This is a genomic window from Paludibaculum fermentans (genome assembly GCF_015277775.1).
GTDB classification, from domain to species: domain Bacteria; phylum Acidobacteriota; class Terriglobia; order Bryobacterales; family Bryobacteraceae; genus Paludibaculum; species Paludibaculum fermentans.
Genome location: NZ_CP063849.1, coordinates 6625160 through 6644338 on the forward strand (window position 1 = coordinate 6625160; position 19179 = coordinate 6644338).

General features: G+C 60.7%; 10 protein-coding genes and 1 tRNA gene. 2 read left to right on the forward strand and 9 right to left on the reverse strand.

From position 1 onward, the window contains the following. Positions 1–21 precede the first annotated feature (21 nt). The 6 genes from IRI77_RS26080 to IRI77_RS26105 all read right to left on the reverse strand — a co-directional run bounded on the left by IRI77_RS26080 (position 22) and on the right by IRI77_RS26105 (position 7541). Positions 22–1293, reverse strand: coding sequence for an oligosaccharide flippase family protein (locus IRI77_RS26080; RefSeq protein ID WP_194447928.1), 1272 nt, complete (start codon positions 1291–1293; stop codon positions 22–24). 981 nt (positions 1294–2274) lie between these two features. Then, positions 2275–4671 (reverse strand): GumC family protein, encoded by a 2397-nt coding sequence (locus IRI77_RS26085; RefSeq protein WP_194447929.1) that lies wholly within the window; start codon positions 4669–4671, stop codon positions 2275–2277. A gap of 6 nt (positions 4672–4677) precedes the next feature. After that, on the reverse strand, positions 4678–5613 hold the full coding sequence (locus tag IRI77_RS26090; protein ID WP_194447930.1) for a polysaccharide biosynthesis/export family protein: 936 nt from the start codon (positions 5611–5613) through the stop codon (positions 4678–4680). After that, the gene (locus IRI77_RS26095) at positions 5610–5882 is read right to left on the reverse strand and encodes a hypothetical protein (protein WP_194447931.1); all 273 of its coding nucleotides are present in this window, start codon (positions 5880–5882) and stop codon (positions 5610–5612) included. The genes IRI77_RS26090 and IRI77_RS26095 overlap by 4 nt, the downstream gene beginning before the upstream one ends. Beyond that, positions 5883–6365 carry a transcription termination/antitermination protein NusG gene (gene nusG, locus IRI77_RS26100; protein WP_194447932.1) on the reverse strand — a complete coding sequence of 161 codons (483 nt, stop codon included), beginning with the start codon at positions 6363–6365 and terminating at the stop codon, positions 5883–5885. Positions 6366–7463: 1098 nt separating this feature from the next. Continuing rightward, positions 7464–7541: transfer RNA gene (locus tag IRI77_RS26105), tRNA-Pro, on the reverse strand. Between the two features lie 250 nt (positions 7542–7791). Between IRI77_RS26105 and IRI77_RS26110 the strand changes: the two genes are divergently transcribed. Together IRI77_RS26110 and IRI77_RS26115 are read left to right on the forward strand one after the other, a co-directional pair. Beyond that, complete coding sequence (locus IRI77_RS26110) at positions 7792–14547, forward strand: InlB B-repeat-containing protein (protein ID WP_194447933.1); 6756 nt, start codon at positions 7792–7794, stop codon at positions 14545–14547. Positions 14548–14805: 258 nt separating this feature from the next. Further along, positions 14806–17418, forward strand: a complete 2613-nt coding sequence (locus IRI77_RS26115) for an RCC1 domain-containing protein (protein WP_194447934.1) — start codon at positions 14806–14808, stop codon at positions 17416–17418. 23 nt (positions 17419–17441) lie between these two features. Here the strand turns inward: IRI77_RS26115 and mbfA are convergent, their stop codons facing one another. From mbfA to IRI77_RS26130, 3 genes are read right to left on the reverse strand one after another with little or no spacing between them, the layout of a single operon-like run. After that, positions 17442–18401 carry an iron exporter MbfA gene (gene mbfA, locus IRI77_RS26120; protein ID WP_194447935.1) on the reverse strand — a complete coding sequence of 320 codons (960 nt, stop codon included), beginning with the start codon at positions 18399–18401 and terminating at the stop codon, positions 17442–17444. Between the two features lies 1 nt (position 18402). After that, entirely contained in the window at positions 18403–18714 is a 312-nt protein-coding gene (locus IRI77_RS26125) for an MTH1187 family thiamine-binding protein (protein ID WP_194447936.1), read from the reverse strand. Positions 18715–18759: 45 nt separating this feature from the next. Beyond that, complete coding sequence (locus tag IRI77_RS26130; RefSeq protein WP_194447937.1) at positions 18760–19176, reverse strand: F0F1 ATP synthase subunit epsilon; 417 nt, start codon at positions 19174–19176, stop codon at positions 18760–18762. Positions 19177–19179: the final 3 nt, after the last annotated feature.

Sequence of the window (19179 nt, forward strand, 5' to 3'; positions counted from 1 at the left end):
CCCACTACGGCGACTGTGACTCTACACTTCTCTGACGAGATCACGGCCAGCTTGCATCAATTGCAGTTCTCCGGATGAAGCCGGGTCTGGGGCGGCGGGTTTCGCAAAGCCGAGGAGATAGATCGTAGAGGCGAGGAAACTGGCCGCAACTGCAATTGCAAGGTGAGTGACGCTAAATGCTGAAGCAAGGAGCACCATAACCACAACACACATCACATTGATGCTCGCTGCAATAACATTGGCAATGAAGACTCTTGAGACGCGGCCCTTTGCCAGCAGAAGATAGTATGTGGGAATAGAAGCAACTTCGATTAGCACTCCCGCCAGGATAATGCGTAATGTGTTGGGTAGCAGCATGTGAAAGCGTGAGCCCAGCCAGATTCGTAGAAGGGGGCCGCAGCAAACGCTGGCTGAGCCGTAGATAACCAGGCCAAGAAGAATCGCTGAGCGCGTTGCCCGCCTGCTAAGTGACTGAATCCGCTTCAGCGAGATACTTGTGCCACTGGCCTGCAGACGGCAGATCTCAGGCATAATGGCACTCACTCCCGTGTCCACTATCGACCTGAGCTGCATCGAGAGACTCCAGGAGAGATCGAATACTGGCACCAGGGCCACCCCGCCATATCGCGCCAGCATCACTTTGTTGAAGGGAGCGATGAGGATGTTCACCAATGATGCGGCGAAAACTCCTGATCCGAAATCAAGCAACGTGCGGAGGCGCCGGATGTTGAATGCCGGTAAGCTGAGGCACCCGCAACCAGTGATACGACGAACCGCGACCAATGTTGACACATGTACGAATAGGTACGCGATAGCATTCGACCATAGGAGACTAGTGATGCCAATCCCATTTGCGAGCAGCACGACTGCAATGGAAAGGCTGATGATCCTGGCAATAACTTGCAGCAGGCTGGCCACGTCCATGCGGCCCAGTCCCGCCAGAACGCCGTTTAGTGCTTCCACTTGGAGCACGTAGATGGAGAGCCCTGCGATCCAAGGCATCAACCGGAGAGCTTGCGCCGCATTCTCGGGGCTGAGATGCATTGTCGAGACAAAGAGGCCGCGTAGCGCCATCACCAGGCCGAACATTGCGGTTCCAGTAATGGCAAGTGCCAGGAGGCCAGTGGTTGCATAGGAACGGATCGCCAGGATGTCGCGGCGACTGTATTCTTCCGCCACATGTTTGGTCATGGCGGGAACCAAGCCAATCTTCCCGAACTGCGCAAATGCTAGAACGACTCCGAGCGTCAGCCACACTCCGTAGAGTTCATATCCCAGGTAGCCTAAGTACACCGGATACGATATACATGCAATCGCAGCCGTGACAATGACTTGGCTCGAACCGGCGGCCGCGTTACGGTGAACTTGAGACGAACGTAAACGGCTTAGGACGGACGCCATGCCTGCTGGCGGCTTGAGCTGGCGGACGTGAAATGCGAATGATCCTGGCATCTTTCACCGATAGAGGAGTCTGAGCGGCCGGCGGCATCGCGCTGGTCGGTCAATGGGGGATGTCATCACAGAACCGGCGAGATTATTTCCTATGTCGCTACAACAACATCCGAAACATGCCCGCCACTACGGCAAAACTCTCGTGGTACAACTTTGGCGCGACAGGTGTAGATCCCGTTCGCGCGGATCCGGACTCTTCCTAGGAGCCGGTCCACAGGTTCTTTGAAATCCGCACCGCCGCCCTACCACCACTCGCGCTCCAGTTCTCTGGGTCACTGAGCCTGGAGCGCCGGCCCGAGGGTCCGCAGTCTCGTCAATCTCGGTGCATGGAGGCTAGCTTTGAACTGGCACGGCCATCCAAATTCTCCCGGTTTGAGGGAACAAACCCATCTTTGCGAGCCGGATCATCCGTAGGCCTGCCCCATCCACGAGACGGCCCAGGGCCTTACGGAATTCGCTGAAACAAACCCATCGATTGCCCCCGGGTCACTCCAGGGCATGCACTCGCTCACCCTGGGTCTGGACCATGTTCTTACTTTTGAGGGAACAAACCCATCATTGCGAGCCGGATCATCCGTAGGCCTGCCCCATCCACGAGACGGCCCAGGGCCTTACGGAATTCGCTGAAACAAACCCATCGATTGCCCCCGGGTCACTCCAGGGCACGCACTCACTCACCCTGGATTTGGAACATGTCCTTACTTTTGAGGGAACAAACCCATCCTGGGCCGATTGCCCCCGCGGCCTCAGTCGCTATCGCTCGGTTGGCCCCGAAACCACGGATTGTGAGGGATCAAACCCATTCGGAGCTCAGATCGCGTGCTAGGAGGAATGATACTCGTACTTCTGACGGTATTTCGAGTACCCGTCATAGTAGCCCGATGCCCCGCCCCGGCCTCGCTTCGGATTCCAGTCGTTCATGATCGTCCCAAGAACCCTGATTCCGTCCTCTCTCAGCCTCGTTCGCGCCGAAATCGCCGAATCCCGCGTCGTCTTCCCAGCTCGTACTACGAGAATTACCCCGCTGGCCAGCCTTCCGATCACACGGGCATCCGGGATCTGGAGCATCGGCGGAGTGTCCACAAAAACAACGTCATACTCCCGCGCAAAGCGTTCCATGGCATCCGCCAGCCACTGGGAGTACAGCAGGTTCGTCGCGCCCGCCACCGGCGGACCGCTCGTCATCAGGCTCAGCCCGGGTACTTGCGTCGCCTGGATCATAGCGAGGCCGCTCCAGTGTCCGCCGCGATTGTCGCCCCCCAGGGTCACCGGTTCCCCCAGCGCATCTCGCCCTTGCAGCACCGTCGTCAGCCCGGCTTCATTACTCTTTTCGAATATTTCGTGCAAACGTGGTTTCCGCGTATCCGCATCCACTAGCAGGACGCGTTGACCGGTCTCCGCCATCGCGATCGCCAGATTGCTGGCCACCGTCGTCTTCCCCTCGCCAGGGCTTGGACTCGTCACCACCAGCACCTTTGGGCGCACCGCCCCACTCCGCGCAATCGCCCCCTGCCCGGTGAATAGGATGCTCGTCAGGGAGGACCGGAAGCTCTCAGCCAGAGCCGACGGCTTCTGGGCGAACGTCACCAGTTCCATCGGCTGGCGAGGTTCCGCCACCTTTCCCCTCGGCAGCAGTTTGCCTGCGCGGCCATTCAGCCGGCCGTAAATCCCACTGGACGAATCCTCACTGGGAATCATGCCTAGTTCCGGAACGTTCAGGTAGTAGCCGATGTCGGACGGATCGTGGAGCGTCCGGTCAGTTCGTTCTGTCATTACCACCAGGACAACCCCTGCGAAGAGCCCGCAGATCAGGCCGAGCGCCGCATTGATCGGCAGGTTGGGCTTATATGGCCTCTTCGGCGCCATCGCGGCGTCCACCACTCGCACATTGCTCGCCCGCAGCGCGGAGGCCAGGCTCGCCTCCTTCAGTTTCTGCAGCATGCTGTCGTACAGCGCCCGGTTTGTATCCACCTCTCGCTTCAATATGTTGTACTGGATTGCCTTCTCACTCTGATCCGTCACCACGCCCGTCTGTTCCTTGAAAGACCCCAGCAACAGCTTCTCCCGGCGCGCAGCCTCTTCGTATTCGTTCTTGATCCTTGCCAGGATGTCGCCTCGCTGGCGAGCCAGGCTCTGCTCCACCGACGCGAGTTGGGCCTCCACCTTCTTCAGCTTCGGATGGCCCGCCTCGTAGGTCTCGTTTAGCTCCGCCTTCTGCCGCTGCAAATCGGAAACGCGCGTCTGAAACTCTTGCAGGATCTTGTCGTTCAGGATGTCCGGCAGGCTGCCGATGGCCGCACTGCTCGCCATTTCCCACCGGCTCTGCTTCTGAACGCGCTCGCTCTGCGCCCTCGTCAACTCGGTCTGCAGTTGGCTTAACTTCTCCTCGCTGACGTTCTTCTTCTCCTCGTCCCCTGTCAGCAGCAGACCGGTCCGCCGCGCATATGCCTGCAGCCCATCCTCGCTCTTCTCCAGGCGCCCACGCATGTCCGCAATCTGCTTGCCCAGAAACTGGCTCGTGCGCTCAGTCATCTGGAAACGGGCGTCCATGTTCATCGTGATGTACTGCTCCGTGAGCCGGTTGGCGAACTCAGCCGCCACCTGCTTGTCTGTTGAATCCACCAGCACTTCGATGATCTTCGTTTGCCCGTTCGCCCTCGCCTTCAAGGTCTTCGCCGCCATCTTTACCGCCGCCGTCCGCGCGTCCACTTTGACAACGTCCGGCAGATTCAGCGCTCGCCGCCATGCTGAGATCCGCCCCGTCGCCGTCCCGGAATCCCTGTCTACATCCTTCACCTGCATCTCTTCCAGCACGCGCCGCGTCAGGCTCTCACTTTGGAGAATCTGGATCTGCGTCTGAATGTCCGTCACCAGGCTCGAGTTCCCGCCCTCACTCAATGGCTGCACGCTGCCCATGTTCATGAAGTTCTGGTTCATTTCCAGAACTTCCAGCGTCGTCTTGGCCTGATACACAGGTGTCTGCGGCAACGTAACCAGTACGGCCAGCAGGAAACCCGCGCCAGCCAGCAGGATGAGCGTCCCCATCCGCCGCCGTAGAATCTGCCAGTACTCCACCAACCCGCCACCTTCGTCGGGATCGTCCTGGAATTCCTGCGGATAGCCCCCCTGGACCGAATACGCCGGTGGTGCATATGCCTGCGCGTCGAAAGTGATGCCCTGCTTCCGGGCCGGCACCAAATCCCCTTGTTCGTCGTTCATTGTCATTTACCGCCGGCCGTAAATCACCACTCCGGTACCCATCGAAATCATGGCATCCAACGTCCGTGCCATCGCTTTCTTCGACCCACTGACGGGAACGTATAGGATGTCGTCGCTCTGCATGGGTACATCTTTGTTGGTGCCTTTCAGGATCTCCGCGAGATTCACCGTGATCTCTGCCCGGATCTCGGGATTCGCTGTTCTGCGGAGGATCTTGGCCTCTCTGTTGTTTGCGTAGTTATCCACGCCTTCCGCCATCGACAGCGCCTGCAGTACCGTTGTCTTCTCCCGTTCACCCAGCACAAAGCCCCCGCTCTTCTTCACTGCGCCCATCACATACACCACCTGCCCTTTGGGCACAGTGATCACATCGTTCGGCTTCACTTGAATATTCTGCGCCGGAGACCGGGCCTCCATAATGTCCCTCACGCCCACTTCCGCCACATAGAACTGCCCACTCTCATCGAATCTTGCGCCCTCGACCGGAATCTCGCCCCATGCCTTCTGGCGCGCAATCCTGATGGCATAGCCCGCATCGGGGTTCAAACCGCCGGCCAGGCTCACCATCTCGAGCAGGGTCTTCTGTCCTTGCACCTGGAACACCCCAGGATTCTTCACACTCCCCAATACACTCACCGGCTGGCTTCGCATCTCCAGCACGCTCACCGTCACCTCGGGCTTTTTCAGGTACGGCATCAATCGCTCGCCAATAGCCGCTTCAAACTCTTCCAGGGTTCGGCCCGACGCTCTCACGCGCCCAGCCATCGGCAGATTCACGTTTCCGCGTATGTCAATCTGGTATGGATCTTTTCCGATCTCCTCCAGGTCGAGCACCCGCACCACGATCTGATCACCCGGTCCTAAGACGTAGGTCGATCGTGCCCCTGACTCCTGCCCCGGCAGCGTCGCCGCCATCAGCACAAGCAGGAATGCCCTGGTCATTCGTGCGCCTCCCCGACAATCGACGACAGCCGCAGCAGTTCCTTCTGCATCAGTGTCATCCTGCGATTCAGATCTTCCAGTCGCACACAGATGTCGTCGTCGGGCAGGTCAGCGTAGCCCCCCTGCGCCACCACGCTGTTCATCGCATCCCGCGCCAGGTCGCTGATGCTCCTTGCCCCGATCGTTGCGCAAGCTTCGTGCAGCTTGCGGAATTCATCGTCAGACAACCGGATGCACACCATCTTGGTTCGCTTTCTAGTCAGCGTCATTTAGGTCAAGGCCTCGACTGATTCCGCATCTACCTCCACTTGTACACTTCGCTGCAGCAGATGCACCGAAAGCACAAGCACATACCGGTTCTTCACTTTATCCAGGACGCCGCTCACGCCTTTCAGCGGCCCACTCCTCACCCGCACAGTCATTCCTTCCCTCAAATAAGGGCATGGCGACGCCGTTAGATTGCCCGCGGCCAGCCGCCTGACTCCCTCAATCTCTGCCTCCGAAATATGCCCCCAGACAATCTGCAGCACGCCAGGTGTACTTTTGATCGGCACCCATTTGAGCGGATCAAATCTTACAAACACGTATCCGTCAAATAGCGGCAAGTCCACAAACTTAATCCGGTCGGTCCACTTCCTTCGCGAACGGTAAGATGGAAAGAAGTCTTCATACCCCTTGGCTCTTAGTCCTTCTGCGACTATCTGCTCTTGGTGTGGTTTGGTACGGATGGCGTGCCACGGATACTGCTGCATAAGAAATGGCTTACGTTTGGGCAGACTTCGTCCCCATCGGTCCCATCCGGGACTCAGGGCGAGAATGCACACATTGGGATAGTGATCGATTTCAGACCATGTAACCGAGGTGTCTGATATTGACCGAGTTCAATTGTGGGAGTATGTATCACGTCTGTCAATCATTAGTTTTCCAGCCGGGCATTAAAGTTGTTCTCTGGTACTCGTAGTAAATACTATGATGGCTAATTCAAATTAGTGGCTTCTGATCGCCTTCCCCTTATCTGTCCTTTGGTGCCCTGGATGATTTGATACAGGATACTGGTGCACCTCGAGGGTGTTCACAGCAAAGCCGGAATGCCATGTTGGGATTGAACCTGGCGAATAACTCGAAGGCTGGCAAGGGTTTGGCGGCGTCAGAGCCGCGCCTGGCCTTCCACTCAGATGCTTGCTCCCTCGCCGCATCGCACTCGTGCCACGCCTCCAGGGCAATGTCCAGATGGACTTTCCGGCGGACGATAGATTACTGACATGTCCGCATGTTTAAAAGACGAAATGCCAGTGACTAGTACAATCTCGCATTTTCAGATTTGTGAGACAGAATACTGCGGCAGAAATCAAGATAGAGAGGCGAGCCCCATGTTGATCTGCAGGCCTAGTGTGTGGTGGAGCAGTCGGATGAAACGTACACCGAAATAGGGGGTGCCAGCTAATGCCAGAATCGTGCCGCCCAGGTCGAAATCCTATGCCTCGCAGCAGGCAGCAGGGTCGCCAAGTTGATGGTGTGAGTCCCGCGATCAGCATGCCGGCGGGACGCCTGCAAGCAAACAAAAATGTATGACGGGAGACACTACAAACGGAGCCTGCACCACGGTCATCACCTGGCCGGGTATCTTCCAGTGGCCGGGGTTTGGCAGGTTCGAGCTCTAGGCGTCCATGGCCGGTCTCGAGTCAATTCCGGCCCATCCGACCTTCTGCCTGGACATTGACCAGGGCAGCGTGAGTTTGCATCAGCCGAGGAAAGCGCTGGTGGGGCCCAGTGAGCAAACTCCACGCAATCTGGGCAAACGCCAGTGCACACTCTGGACCGCGAGGGGAATGGATACTGAGGAGGTTAGTTGGTCGGGCCGCCGAGATTTGAACTCGGGACCTCTTGCACCCCAAGCAAGCGCGCTAGCCAGGCTGCGCCACGGCCCGACACCGTGAACGAACAACCCTATTCTCGCACACCCTTGCGTTTCGCACCAGCGCCGCGCTGTCCGGGGGATTTGCGACAGGGGGCCGACGCACCGATGCCAGGCTGGAATCGCCCCGGCTCCGCTTGTTGAGAACTCCAAAATAAACACAACTAACGCATCCAGTTTCGTAGGAAATGCTGTCACGAGATATTATCCGGGTCGAGTTGACTTATGCATTCCAGCACGGTAGGTTCGACGGTGAGGTCGTCTTGCGTTCCATTATTCGTCCCGCACTTTCCCTGGCATTGTGTCTTTTCCCGATCAGCCAGTTTACGATGGCGGCTGCAGGCGCAGCACCCGATCTGTCCATCAAGGTGGCGCGGGCCACCGTCTTTATCCAGGGTCAAATCAACGCCTATTACCTGATACGGAGCGTCAACGCGGGCAGCGCCCCGACCGCGGGGCCCATTACTGTTACAGAAAGCCTGCCCACTGGACTGGCTATGACTTCGATGTCCGGACCCGGTTGGTTGTGCCAGCTGAATACCTGCACGAGAAGCGATGTTTTTGCCGCAGGCCAGATGCTGCCTGCCATTCGCGTGCTGGTTTCGGTAGCGCCCAATGCGCCCACAATGGTTAGCAATTCGGCGACCATTTCCGGCGGCGGCGATTCGGATCCGACAAATAATACCGGCAGCGACCTGACGCCGATCAATTTCGGCGGGTATCCAATGAATTGGGGCGACCGGCTGGCAATCAACAGCCGCGTCCCGTACAACGTCTCAGATGTGGTTGCCGTGACAACGGGAGACCGGCATGCCCTTGCCCTTCAGAAAGATGGAAACCTGCTGTTGTGGAACTACGGTGGGCAGCTTCAGTCGATTACAGCCTCGAGCCAGACAGGCGCGGTGTCTATCGCCGCTGGCCGCGATGCCAGCTACGTGCTGAAAAGCGACGGCACGGTCGCGGCATGGGGGCTGTCGTCCCCCGATCCCGTGGTCCCGGCGACTCTCTCCAATATTGTTGCAATCGCCGCAGCCGGAGATCACTGTCTCGCCTTGAAGGCAGACGGAACGGTGACGGGGTTCGGTTCGACGACCCGCGGCGAGTTGGGCGTTCCGGCGAACCTAACCGGGGTTATCGGCATTTCGACCACCGTCGGCCAGGTAATCGCGCTGAAGTGGGATGGCAGTGTTGTCACCTGGGGCGAGACGGCTCCCGCTATACCTGGCAATCTTCCCAAACTGGTTCGTGTGACTTCTGTGGGAGCGGGAACAATGGCGGGCATCCGAACCGATGGCACTGTCACGGCCTGGAACGCCCAGGGAGGCGGCCTGGCGGCGGTCCCGGCGAATCTGAACCATGTGGTGGATCTGGCTGGCGACGGCTATGTCCTTGCAATCAAGGACGACGGGACAGTCGTGGCGTGGGGGGATGACACTTACGGGCAGGTCTCTAGAGCACCGCAACTGGCCCATGTGGTCGCCGCAATGGGGGCGAGCACGCACGCGCTCGCCATCCTCTCCACTTCATTGGTGAACGTCACTGTTGATTCAAAGCTGTTTGGAAAGGGCGGCCCGATATCCACCAGCTACGAGGCGCCGGCAGTGATGTTCGACGGTGTTCCTTGCGGAGCAACCTGCTCGATCGCCGTAATCCCGGGCACGCGCCATGAGATCTCGACAACTGCAACCCAGACTTTCCCGCCCTTTATCCGTCATTTCTTCACCGGGTGGAATATTGGCGGGTCGATGACCCAGACAGTGTATCCGACTGCGGACGTGACTTATTCGGCCGCCTTTCGGACACAGTTCCAACTCGCCACCACGGCGAGTTCGGGCGGCGCCATCACCCCCGGTTCCCAGTTTTTGGACGCCGGCACCGAGGTGCTGGTCCGAGCTACTCCGCAGGCGGGCTACCAGTTCAGCGGATTCACGCTTGGTTTGGGTTCGGAAGGAAACAACCCGCTGCGGGTGACGATGGATGCGCCATGGGACATCACGGCCAATTTCGTGCAGCCCTCGAGTGCGGTGATGGTGGTCAGCCTGCAGCAGGCCCGGCCGCTCGTACAAGGCCAACAGAATGCGGAATTCGTGGCGCGTATCGTGAATACCGGGGCGGCAGCGGTGAACGGTGTCACCGTCCAGGCCCAGGGTATGGGCGTGACCATCGCACGTACTTGGGGGAGCGGCTGGATCTGCGTCGGCGCGCTCTGTACTCGAACCGACGCGCTACCACCGGGTGGGCAGTATCCGGCCCTGGTACTCATCGCCGCCGTGGATGCGAATGCCACCTCGGCCAAAGTGTGGGTGTCTGTTACGCCCAGCGGGTCGAGCCAGGCGAAAGCGGCGTCCGTCGTGTCCAAAGTCAGCAGCGCGGGCAACGGGTTGGTTGCCTGGGGCGACAACACCTACACCCAGCGGAGCGTGCCTTCGGGGCTCAGCAACCTTGTGGATGTATCCGCCGGAGCCCGCCACAGCCTGGCCTTGAAGGGCGACGGAAGCATGGCGGCCTGGGGCGACAACACGAAGCAGCAATCGGTCGTTCCGGGCGGTGCCGGCATTGTCATCGCCACGGCCAGCGGCGCTTACCACAACCTGGCGCTGAACCGGAGCGGTGGCGTCACTGCCTGGGGCGACAACTCCAGCGGCCAGACCACGGTGCCGGCAGCGGCGGCGCTGGTGGTGGCGGTCGCCGCGGGTGCGAACCATAGCCTGGCCCTCACCAGTGGCGGAACCGTCGTGGCCTGGGGTGCGAACGGCAGCGGCCAGTGCAACGTGCCGGCCAGTGTGGTGAACGCCACAGCCATCGCCGCGGGGGGCGATCATTCCCTGGCCGTGCTCAGCGACGGCAGCGTGGTGGCGTGGGGGAACAACTCCGCAGGCGAGAGCGCCGTACCGGCGAACCTTTCGCGGGTCGTCGCAGTCGCCGCCGGATCCAAGTTCAGCCTGGCTGTGCAGGACGATGGCGCCGTGGTGGTGTGGGGCAACACGCCCGCGTCCATCCTGTCCGGCATTCCTTCCGGATTGTCGAACGTCCGGACCGTGGCCGCCGGCAGCGGTCATGCGATCACACTCGGCTGGGATGGGACGGTGCAGAGCTGGGGAGATAACGGCAGCGGCCAGACGACCATTCCCACCAATCTGCTGGAGGTGGCCGCCGTGGCAGGCGGTGCGGCGCACAGCCTTGCGATCACGGCAGTGGTCGCGCCGATCACTGTGACCCTGTCAACAAAGGTGCCGGGCACGGTCTACCGGGTGGATGGCGTACCTTTTTCGACGGGCCATAGTTTTGTCTGGCCAGCCGGAAGTGTGCATGCACTTGCCGTCGAACCGGTGCAGGAGAGTACCACGCCGGGTGTGAGGTACTCCTTCAGCGGGTGGAGTGACATTGCCGCACCAGCTTCCAGGACGCTTCAGGTCTGGAGCGACTATAACCTGATCATCGATATGTATCCCCAGTATATGGTCACTACCTCGGCCATCGGGGGAGGCGCCATTACTCCTTCCACCGGCTATGTCGATGCAGGCACGGCGCTGACGTTCAGAGCTTCGCCCAATGCGGGTTACGCCTTCACCGGGTTCAGCGGCGACATGCAGGGGCTTTCCTATCCCCGTGACATCCAGTTGTCCCGCCCGATCTCCGTGACTGCGAACTTTAGCGCGATTCTGACGAAGCCCTCGCTCAGCATGGATGTCCGCCACACCAGTGCCTTCCTGCGCGGGCAGACCAACGCCGTCTACCTGCTCCGGGTGAGCAACAGCCCCCTGGGTACCGCTACCTCGGGAAATGTGCAGTTGAGCCTCAACATTCCGGCTGGGCTCCAGATCCTCTCGATGCGCGGCCCGGGCTGGCTCTGCGGGAGCACTTCCTGCAGCCGGAGTGACGCGCTGGCCGGCGGCGACAACTATCCGGCCGTCCTCGTGCTGGCGCAGATCGATGCGAATGCGCCGTCCTCCCTGGCGCTGCAGGCGACCGTCAGCGGCGGCGGCGATCCGGCGAATCACACCGCCATTGACACTGCCGCGGTGAACTCAACGGCGGTACCAGTGGGTTGGACTTCGCCCAGCGTCGTCGCCACCGCGCCCTTTCCACAGAACCTGACAGACGTGGTCTCGGTATCGGTGGGCGACTACCATTTTGTGGCCCTCCGCAAGGACGGCACCGTGGTGGCCTGGGGCAACAATGATCAGCACCAATGCGATGTCCCCCAAGGGCTCACCGGCGTGATCGCCGTGGCCGCAGGCGGCCTGTCCACCTTTGTGTTGAAATCGGACGGCACCGTGCTGGGATGGGGCTACGGGCCGGCCGTATCCAGTGTGCCCGCCGGCGTGACCGATTTTGTGGATATCAAGAATGGTTCCACCACGGCTGTCGGAGTGAAGGCGGACGGGACGATCCAGTATTGGGGGTCGGGTATCGAGATCCATACGGTGATGGCGGGCAGAGCCAGGAACGTGGTGGAGGTCGCGATCCGCTATTGGAGCATGGCGCTGACCGCCGATGGGTCGCTCCTCACGCTGAACGTGGATTACAGAAGCATGCCTCCGGCCGGCACTCCGAAAGGCGTAACCATCTCCACTTTTGGGGGCACCGAAGCGGCGCTCACCAGCGATGGCACCATGGTGAACTGGTCAGAAACAGGCCTGCAGACCTGGCCCAACTGGACCAATCTGATCCGGTTCGACCTGGGTGGGTACTGCAGCGTAGGGCAGAAGCAGACTGGCAGCGTCGTGGCTATCTGCAGTGACGATGCGCTCACCAGACTCCGGCCGCAGGATCTCACCAATGTGACCGCTATCGCCTCCGGCGGCGCGGGCGCGACCGTGCTGACCTCCACGCTGCCGACTGTGACTTACCAGTTGAAGTCCGCGGTGGGCGGCGTTCGAGTGGATGGGGTGGCGTATCCTTCGGGCCAGACGTTCGACTGGACGTACGGGAGCAGCCACGTCATTTCGGTGGATTCGCCCACCGCGGGCTCAAACGGCCAGCGCTCGGCGTTCCTGATGTGGACGGACAATGGAGCGATCACCCACACCGTTACCGCCTCCACACTCAGCCCGAATGTGATTGAAGCCTATTTCACCGACCAGTACTACCTCACAACGTCCGCCACGACCGGTGGCACCATCACGCCGCCCAGCGGCTGGTATAACAAATCGTACATCCAGGTGGTGGCGAAGGCGGACCCCGGCTATGTCTTCAAAGACTTCAGCGGGATCCTGGCGGGCAGCAGTCCCACGACGAGTTTCTACCTGTACCAACCGTCCAGCATCACCGCTTATTTCGAGCCCAACGGCAAAGCGCCGGTTCTCTCGGTGACCAGCACGCACATTGGCGACTTCACGCAGGGTCAGCAGGATTCGTACTACACGGTGGTAGTCCGAAACGCCACAGGCGCCGGTCCCACCTCGGGCACCGTGACTGTGACGGACACGCTGCCTGCCGGACTGGCCGCGGTCTCCATGGGGGGCAGCGGTTGGACATGCACCACCCCAACCAGTTGTACCCGCGGGGATGCCCTGGCCGCGGGCGCCAGCTACCAGCCGATTATTGTGAAGGCCACCGTCTCCTCGAACGCAACATCGCCACAGGTGAACCAGGTTACTGTCAGCGGCGGCGGTTCCGCTACCGCCAACGGCTCCGACTCGACGAATATTCTCACTCTCGTCACCCTGGTCACCAATCCGCCCGGGCTGAACGTCATCGCGGACGGGGTTTCCTACACAGCACCCAAGTCCCTGGGCTGGGCAGCGGGCTCCAGCCACACCCTCAACGTCCCTTCGCCACAGGGATCCGGAGGCGCCCGCCGGGTCTTCACCGGTTGGAGTGACAGCGGGGCTCAAACGCATTCGGTAACGGCCGGAACCAGCCCCGTGACTCTCACCGCAAACTTCAAGGCGCAATACTTTCTGACCACCAGCGTCCTACCGGCCGGTGCGGGTTCCATCTTGATCACGCCTTCGTCCGCCGATGGCTGGTTCGACGAGGGGCAGACGCTGCAGGTCACCGCCAACCCGGCTTACAGCTACTCCTTCGCCTCATTCACGAATGGCCTGAGCGGTGCCGTGAATCCGCAGTCGATGACCATGTCCTCGGCGAAGACGGTCGTGGCCAACTTCGCCGCGATCGATCCACATCCCAGCGCCGTCGGTGTCAGTCCCGCTTCCGGTTCGGGCTCGCCCGCATCCTTGATCGCAGACTACTCGGCCGGCCTCGGTTATCAGAATCTGGCCTGGGTACAGTTGCTGGTGGCGGCCGCTCCGGACGGCGGCGGGCAGCCTTTCTGTTTCATTCATTTCGACGTACAGGGCGACTCATTCTGGGTCTATGGCGACGGAGGGTTTTTCGTCGGTCCGGTGAAACGCGGCACGCCGAGCGCCCTATTGCAGAATTCCTTCTGCGGCTTCAATACAAAAACTTCGACAGTCACCGGGAATGGCACCGGGCTTTCATTGAAGGCCGACATTCTTTTCAAGGCGGCGGCGGCGCGAAACATCTACCTGCGCGCCTACACGGTGGGCGAACTTGATACAGGCTGGCAGCTCAAGGGGACGTGGGCCACCTCGGCCGCAGTTCCCGGTGGGATGAACTCTTTGCCGAACTCCGGCTCAGGCGCCCAGCAGACCTTCGCGGCAACCTACACCGACCCAGCCGGCTTCGAGGGGGCGCCACTGGGTTGGATGCAGTTCCTTGTTGCGAAAGCCACCGATGGCGGAGGGCAGCCGTTCTGTTTTGTCCACTACGACAGGGCTGGCAACGGGCTGTGGATGTATTCCAGCGATGTGGGGTTCTTCCTGGGTCCGGTGGCGCCCGGTACCGCCTCAAACGCACTCGACAGCAGCGCATGTTCAATCAATACGGGCACCGCATCCGCCAGCAGCCAAGCGGGCGTTCTCACCCTGAGCGTGCCCGTTACCCTGAAAACGCCGATGGTGGGATCCAAGGACCTCTATCAACGCATGCTCGATCCGCTGAATCGCGATTCCGGGTGGGTCAAGACCGGGGCCTGGACCATTCCGTAGAAGCTCAATTCACTGCTGCCTTCCGATGGTTGCCTGTGGAATCGACCACGGCAACCATCCGCCGGGCAACGCATCACACCCGGTTGAATCTTTTGATGGGAGAATACCTACCGGATAAGCAGCCTAAGTTGACTCAACCAGGGCTCCGCTGTAAGTTTATGCAGGGGCTTCTTGCGTATCACTTATAGCTGTATCCTCCACTGCGGTTTCGCACTATTTATTCTGAATTCGTTTGGGTGTATCGCCCAGTCTTCCGTTGTGCAGGCCAGCGCCGCGGATTCCCGCGCAATTGACGTCATCCACGGTACGCAGGATGCGGGCCTCCAACAGGCTGCCGTGCCGGCCAACGCCGGTTCTCCAGCCGCGCTGAAGATCAGCCTTTCCCGGATGAGCACCTTTCTGCGCGGCCAGACGAACGCTGCCTACTTAATCCGGGTCGGTAATGACGCACTGGCGGGTCCTACCGTGGGACAAGTGCAGGTGACGGTGCCCGCTCCGGTTGGACTTCAGATTTCGAAACTGAGGGGCCCGGGTTGGTCATGCAATGCCACATCCTGTGTCCGGACCGACGTTCTTGCCGCGGGAAAGAACTATCCGGCCATCACGGTGCTTGCCTCGGTCGACCTCAATGCGCCGGACCCGCTGACGTTGCAGGTATCCGTGGCCGGTGGTGGTGACCCTGCTGCGAAGTCCGCCAGTGATGTCGCCACGGTCCGGGACACCGCCGTGCCTGTCGTTTTCACGACGGTCATCAACTATCCATATGTACCTATGCCTGGCAATCTCACCGACGTGGTTTCCGTGTCGGCTACCGGCGAGATGTTGGCCTTGCGAAAAAACGGCACCGTGGCGGCCTGGGGCTGCCCGGACGACTACCAATGTGCTGTCCCGGCCGGCCTCAACAACCTCATCGCCGTGGCGGCTGGTGCGTCCTTTGGAGTCGGACTTCGATCGGATGGGACTGTTGTGGCCTGGGGGCCCGGCCCTGGCGGAACAGGTGTACCTGCCGGCTTAACTGATGTCGTCAAGATCGCAGCGAACAACCATGTCGGTTTGGCCCTCAGGGCGGATGGAACAGTCAGCGCCTGGGGAGACACGCAATACATCTTCACGACGACAGTGAAGAATGCCACGGATATTGTCGACGTGTCGGCCGGCTCGAATGTGATTGCCCTGAGGTCCAATGGCGTGCCGGTGGCGTTCAATAACTTTTACTCCCCCATGCCCGCAGGCATCACAGATGCAGTCTCAGTAGTTGCCGGTACCTACATGACCGCCGTGATTCATGCGGACCATAGCATCACAATGTGGGCTGACTATGGCTTGCCGGACCTGACCGGCTGGACCAACGTCGACAGCATGGGGCTTGGCGCCGGGTACTGCGGAGTGGCACTGAAGAGGGATGGGTCCCTGGCCATGTACGGCTGCGAACCGGACCACGGTCACGCGGTGCCCACTGACCTTCAGAATGTGACGGCGGTGGCCGGCGGTGGGATCACCGTTGTACTGCTGACCTCTACTCCCCCGATGGTTGCCGTGCAGATTTACTCCGGCGACCTGCCATTTTATGTGGATGGGTTCCTCTACCAGGCGGCCCAGAATTTCAGTTGGGTGTACGGCAGCAGCCATAGTGTGCTGGCCCTTGATTTCATCGGTGGTGGAACAGGATCCCGCTACCGTTTTGACAGTTGGAGCGATGGTTATGGCCCCGCCCATGCAATATCGGCCAACTCCCTTCGGCCGTCCAGCCTGAGCGTTTTCTACAAGCCTCAGTACTTCCTGACCACCATCGCTACCCAGGGCGGCTCGATCTCTCCAGCCAGCGGCTGGTATGACCGCGGCCAGGTGATGATTTCCGCCGGCGCTATCGGCAACAACACATTCACGACCTTTGCCGGTGCTTATTATGGCAGTCAGCCCGTTTTCGGCCTCTTCCTGCAAAATCCAGCCACGGTCTACGCCATCTTTAGCGGATTGCCACTTCCACTCAGTAAGCTGTCGGTGACACCTGCATCCGGCTCAGGCTCTGGCGTAGCCCTGAGTTCCACTTACACAGCCGCCGCCGGATTCAATGACCTGGCCTGGTATGAACTGCTGATCGCCGCCGCCCCTGACGGCGGAGGCCAGCCATACTGCTTCGTCCATTACGATGTCCAGGGCAACGGGTTCTGGGTGTATGGCGACGGAGGCTTCTTTGTGGGCCCTGTCCAGCCGGGCACGGCCAGTGCCGAGCTTCAGAACTCAGTGTGCGGATTGAATACGAAGACTTCGTCCGTCACCAGTTCCGGCGCTACCGTCACCTTAAACGCCAATCTGGTATTCAAGTCGGCCGCCGCGTATAACGTATATGTCCGGTCCTACACGCTCAGTGAGACCGACAGCCACTGGACCCAGAAGGGGACCTGGAATCCGGCAGCGGCGCCCATGGCTGTCATGAGCCAGGCCCTCAATTCCAGCGCCGGCAGCCAGAGAACCTACACCTTGACCTACCCGGACCCGGCCGGCTTTGGGGGCACGAACAAAGGCTGGTCGCAATTCCTCATCGCCACGGCCACGGATGGCGGGGGCCAGCCCTTCTGTTTCCTGCACTATGATCGTGCCGGCAACGGGCTTTGGATGTATTCGAGCGATGTAGGCTTCTTCCTTGGGCCGGTTGCCCTCGGGGCCAGTTCCAACCTGCTGAACAGCAGCGCGTGTTCCATCGATACAGGCACTGCCCAGGTCACGAATCTGGCCAGCGGCTTCACGCTCAAGGCGACCCTCAACGCCAAGCCGCCCATGTCCGGCAATAAGTTGGTGTTTCAGCGTACTCTCGATCCCCTGGGCCGCGATTCGGGTTGGGTTCAGACCGGCACCGCGGTCATTCCCTAGCTACCTGGCCAGTGTGCCGCCGCCTATGCGCTGCCGATGAACATACCAGCCAGGAACACCAGCACTCCGCCCAGGACCACCTGCAGCGTCGCCGAAACGACGGGCGTGTCCATGTAGCGATGCCGCACCCAACTGATCACCGCCAGCTCCACCGCCACCACGGCCACAGCCGAGGTCATCGCGAGGTGGAAGTTCGGGATCAGGAAGGGCAGCGTATGGCCGATTCCGCCCGCTGTCGTCATCAGGCCGCAGACCAGGCCTCGAATCCAGGGATGGCCGCGCCCCGTCAACGAACCGTCGTCCGAAAGGGCCTCCGCAAAGCCCATGGAGATGCCTGCACCTACCGACGCGGCCAGCCCGACCAGAAACGCATTCCAACTGCTGTGCGTGGAATAGGCGGCCGCGAATAGAGGCGCCAGCGTCGAAACGGAGCCGTCCATCAACCCGGCCAGGCCCGGCTGCACGATCTGCAGTACGAACAACCGGCGGTGCGCGGCATCTTCCTTCTCGCGCTCACCGTGGGAGAGATGCTCCTCTTCCAACGATTCTGCCGCGGCGGAGTGCTTGCGCTCCTCCTCGGCCAGATCGCCCAGCAACTTGCGGATGGAGGCATCGGAGACCTGCTGCGCTGCTTTTTCGTAGAAGCGCCGGGTCTCCAGTTCCATGATCTCCGCCTGTTTGCGCACCACGTTGATACCCAGTGGGCGCACCAGCCATACGGGCCGGCGCTGCACAAACCCCTTCACATCGGTGCGCCGGATGAGTGGAATGTGCTCTCCGAACTTGTGCTGGAAAAGTTCAATCAGGCGCGCACGATGGTTGGATTCCTCGCCGCGGATCCCATCGAAGATCGCTGCCGTAGCCGGGTAGGTGTCTCGCAGGCCGTCCGAGAAATCGGCGTAAATGCGGCCGTCTTCCTCTTCCAGAGCGATCGCCAGGGCGAGGATCTCGCGCTCGTGCAGATCCTTGAAATTGCGGGCCATGTCAGAGAGTATCCTCCACCAGACGGCGCTCCACTCGCTCGACCTTATCCTGCATCGTCTGCGCCTTGTCGGTGCGGGTTCCGATGCGGATGTTGGTGGAGATGCGCGGCACACCCATTTCGTGAAGGGCTTCGTGGCAGCGTTTGATGGCCGCCATCACGTCGTCCCATTCTCCCTCCACATTCGTGCCATAGGCGTGGAGCATCGTCTTGAGGCCGGACTCCCGCAGGATCCTCTCGCAGACGGTCACCTCGCGGGACACCGAGGTCCCGACACCCAGGGGAATTACGCAAATGTCGGCAATGGTATGCATGGCGGTAGGCTCGCTACCGCCATTGTATCGGGGTGGGTGTGCCGGCTACCTGCCGGCGGCGATCTTCGCTACGGCCACGCGGGCCTGGGCGCGTTTCAGGGCGTTCAGGGCGCGGGCGACATCCAGATCGGCTGTCGGGTGCAGCAGGCGTTCGTTGGCACGCTGCAGGGCGGTTTCGGCGCGCTTGGCGTCGATCTCGCTTGCGTTCTCGGCCTGCGCGGCCAGTACTCGGACATGGTCGGGCAGCACTTCCACATAACCGCCGCAGATGGAGATGTACTTCTTCTGCCCGTTCTCCAGCTCAAAGGAGAGCGGCCCGCAGCCCAGTTCGGAAAGCAGCGGAGCATGCTCGGGGAGAATGCCCAACTCGCCGTCCAGGCCGGGTACGGTCACGCCTTTCACCTGCTCTTTCAACAGCATGCGCTCCGGCGTCGCAACTTCCAGCGTCAACTGTCCGGACATGGC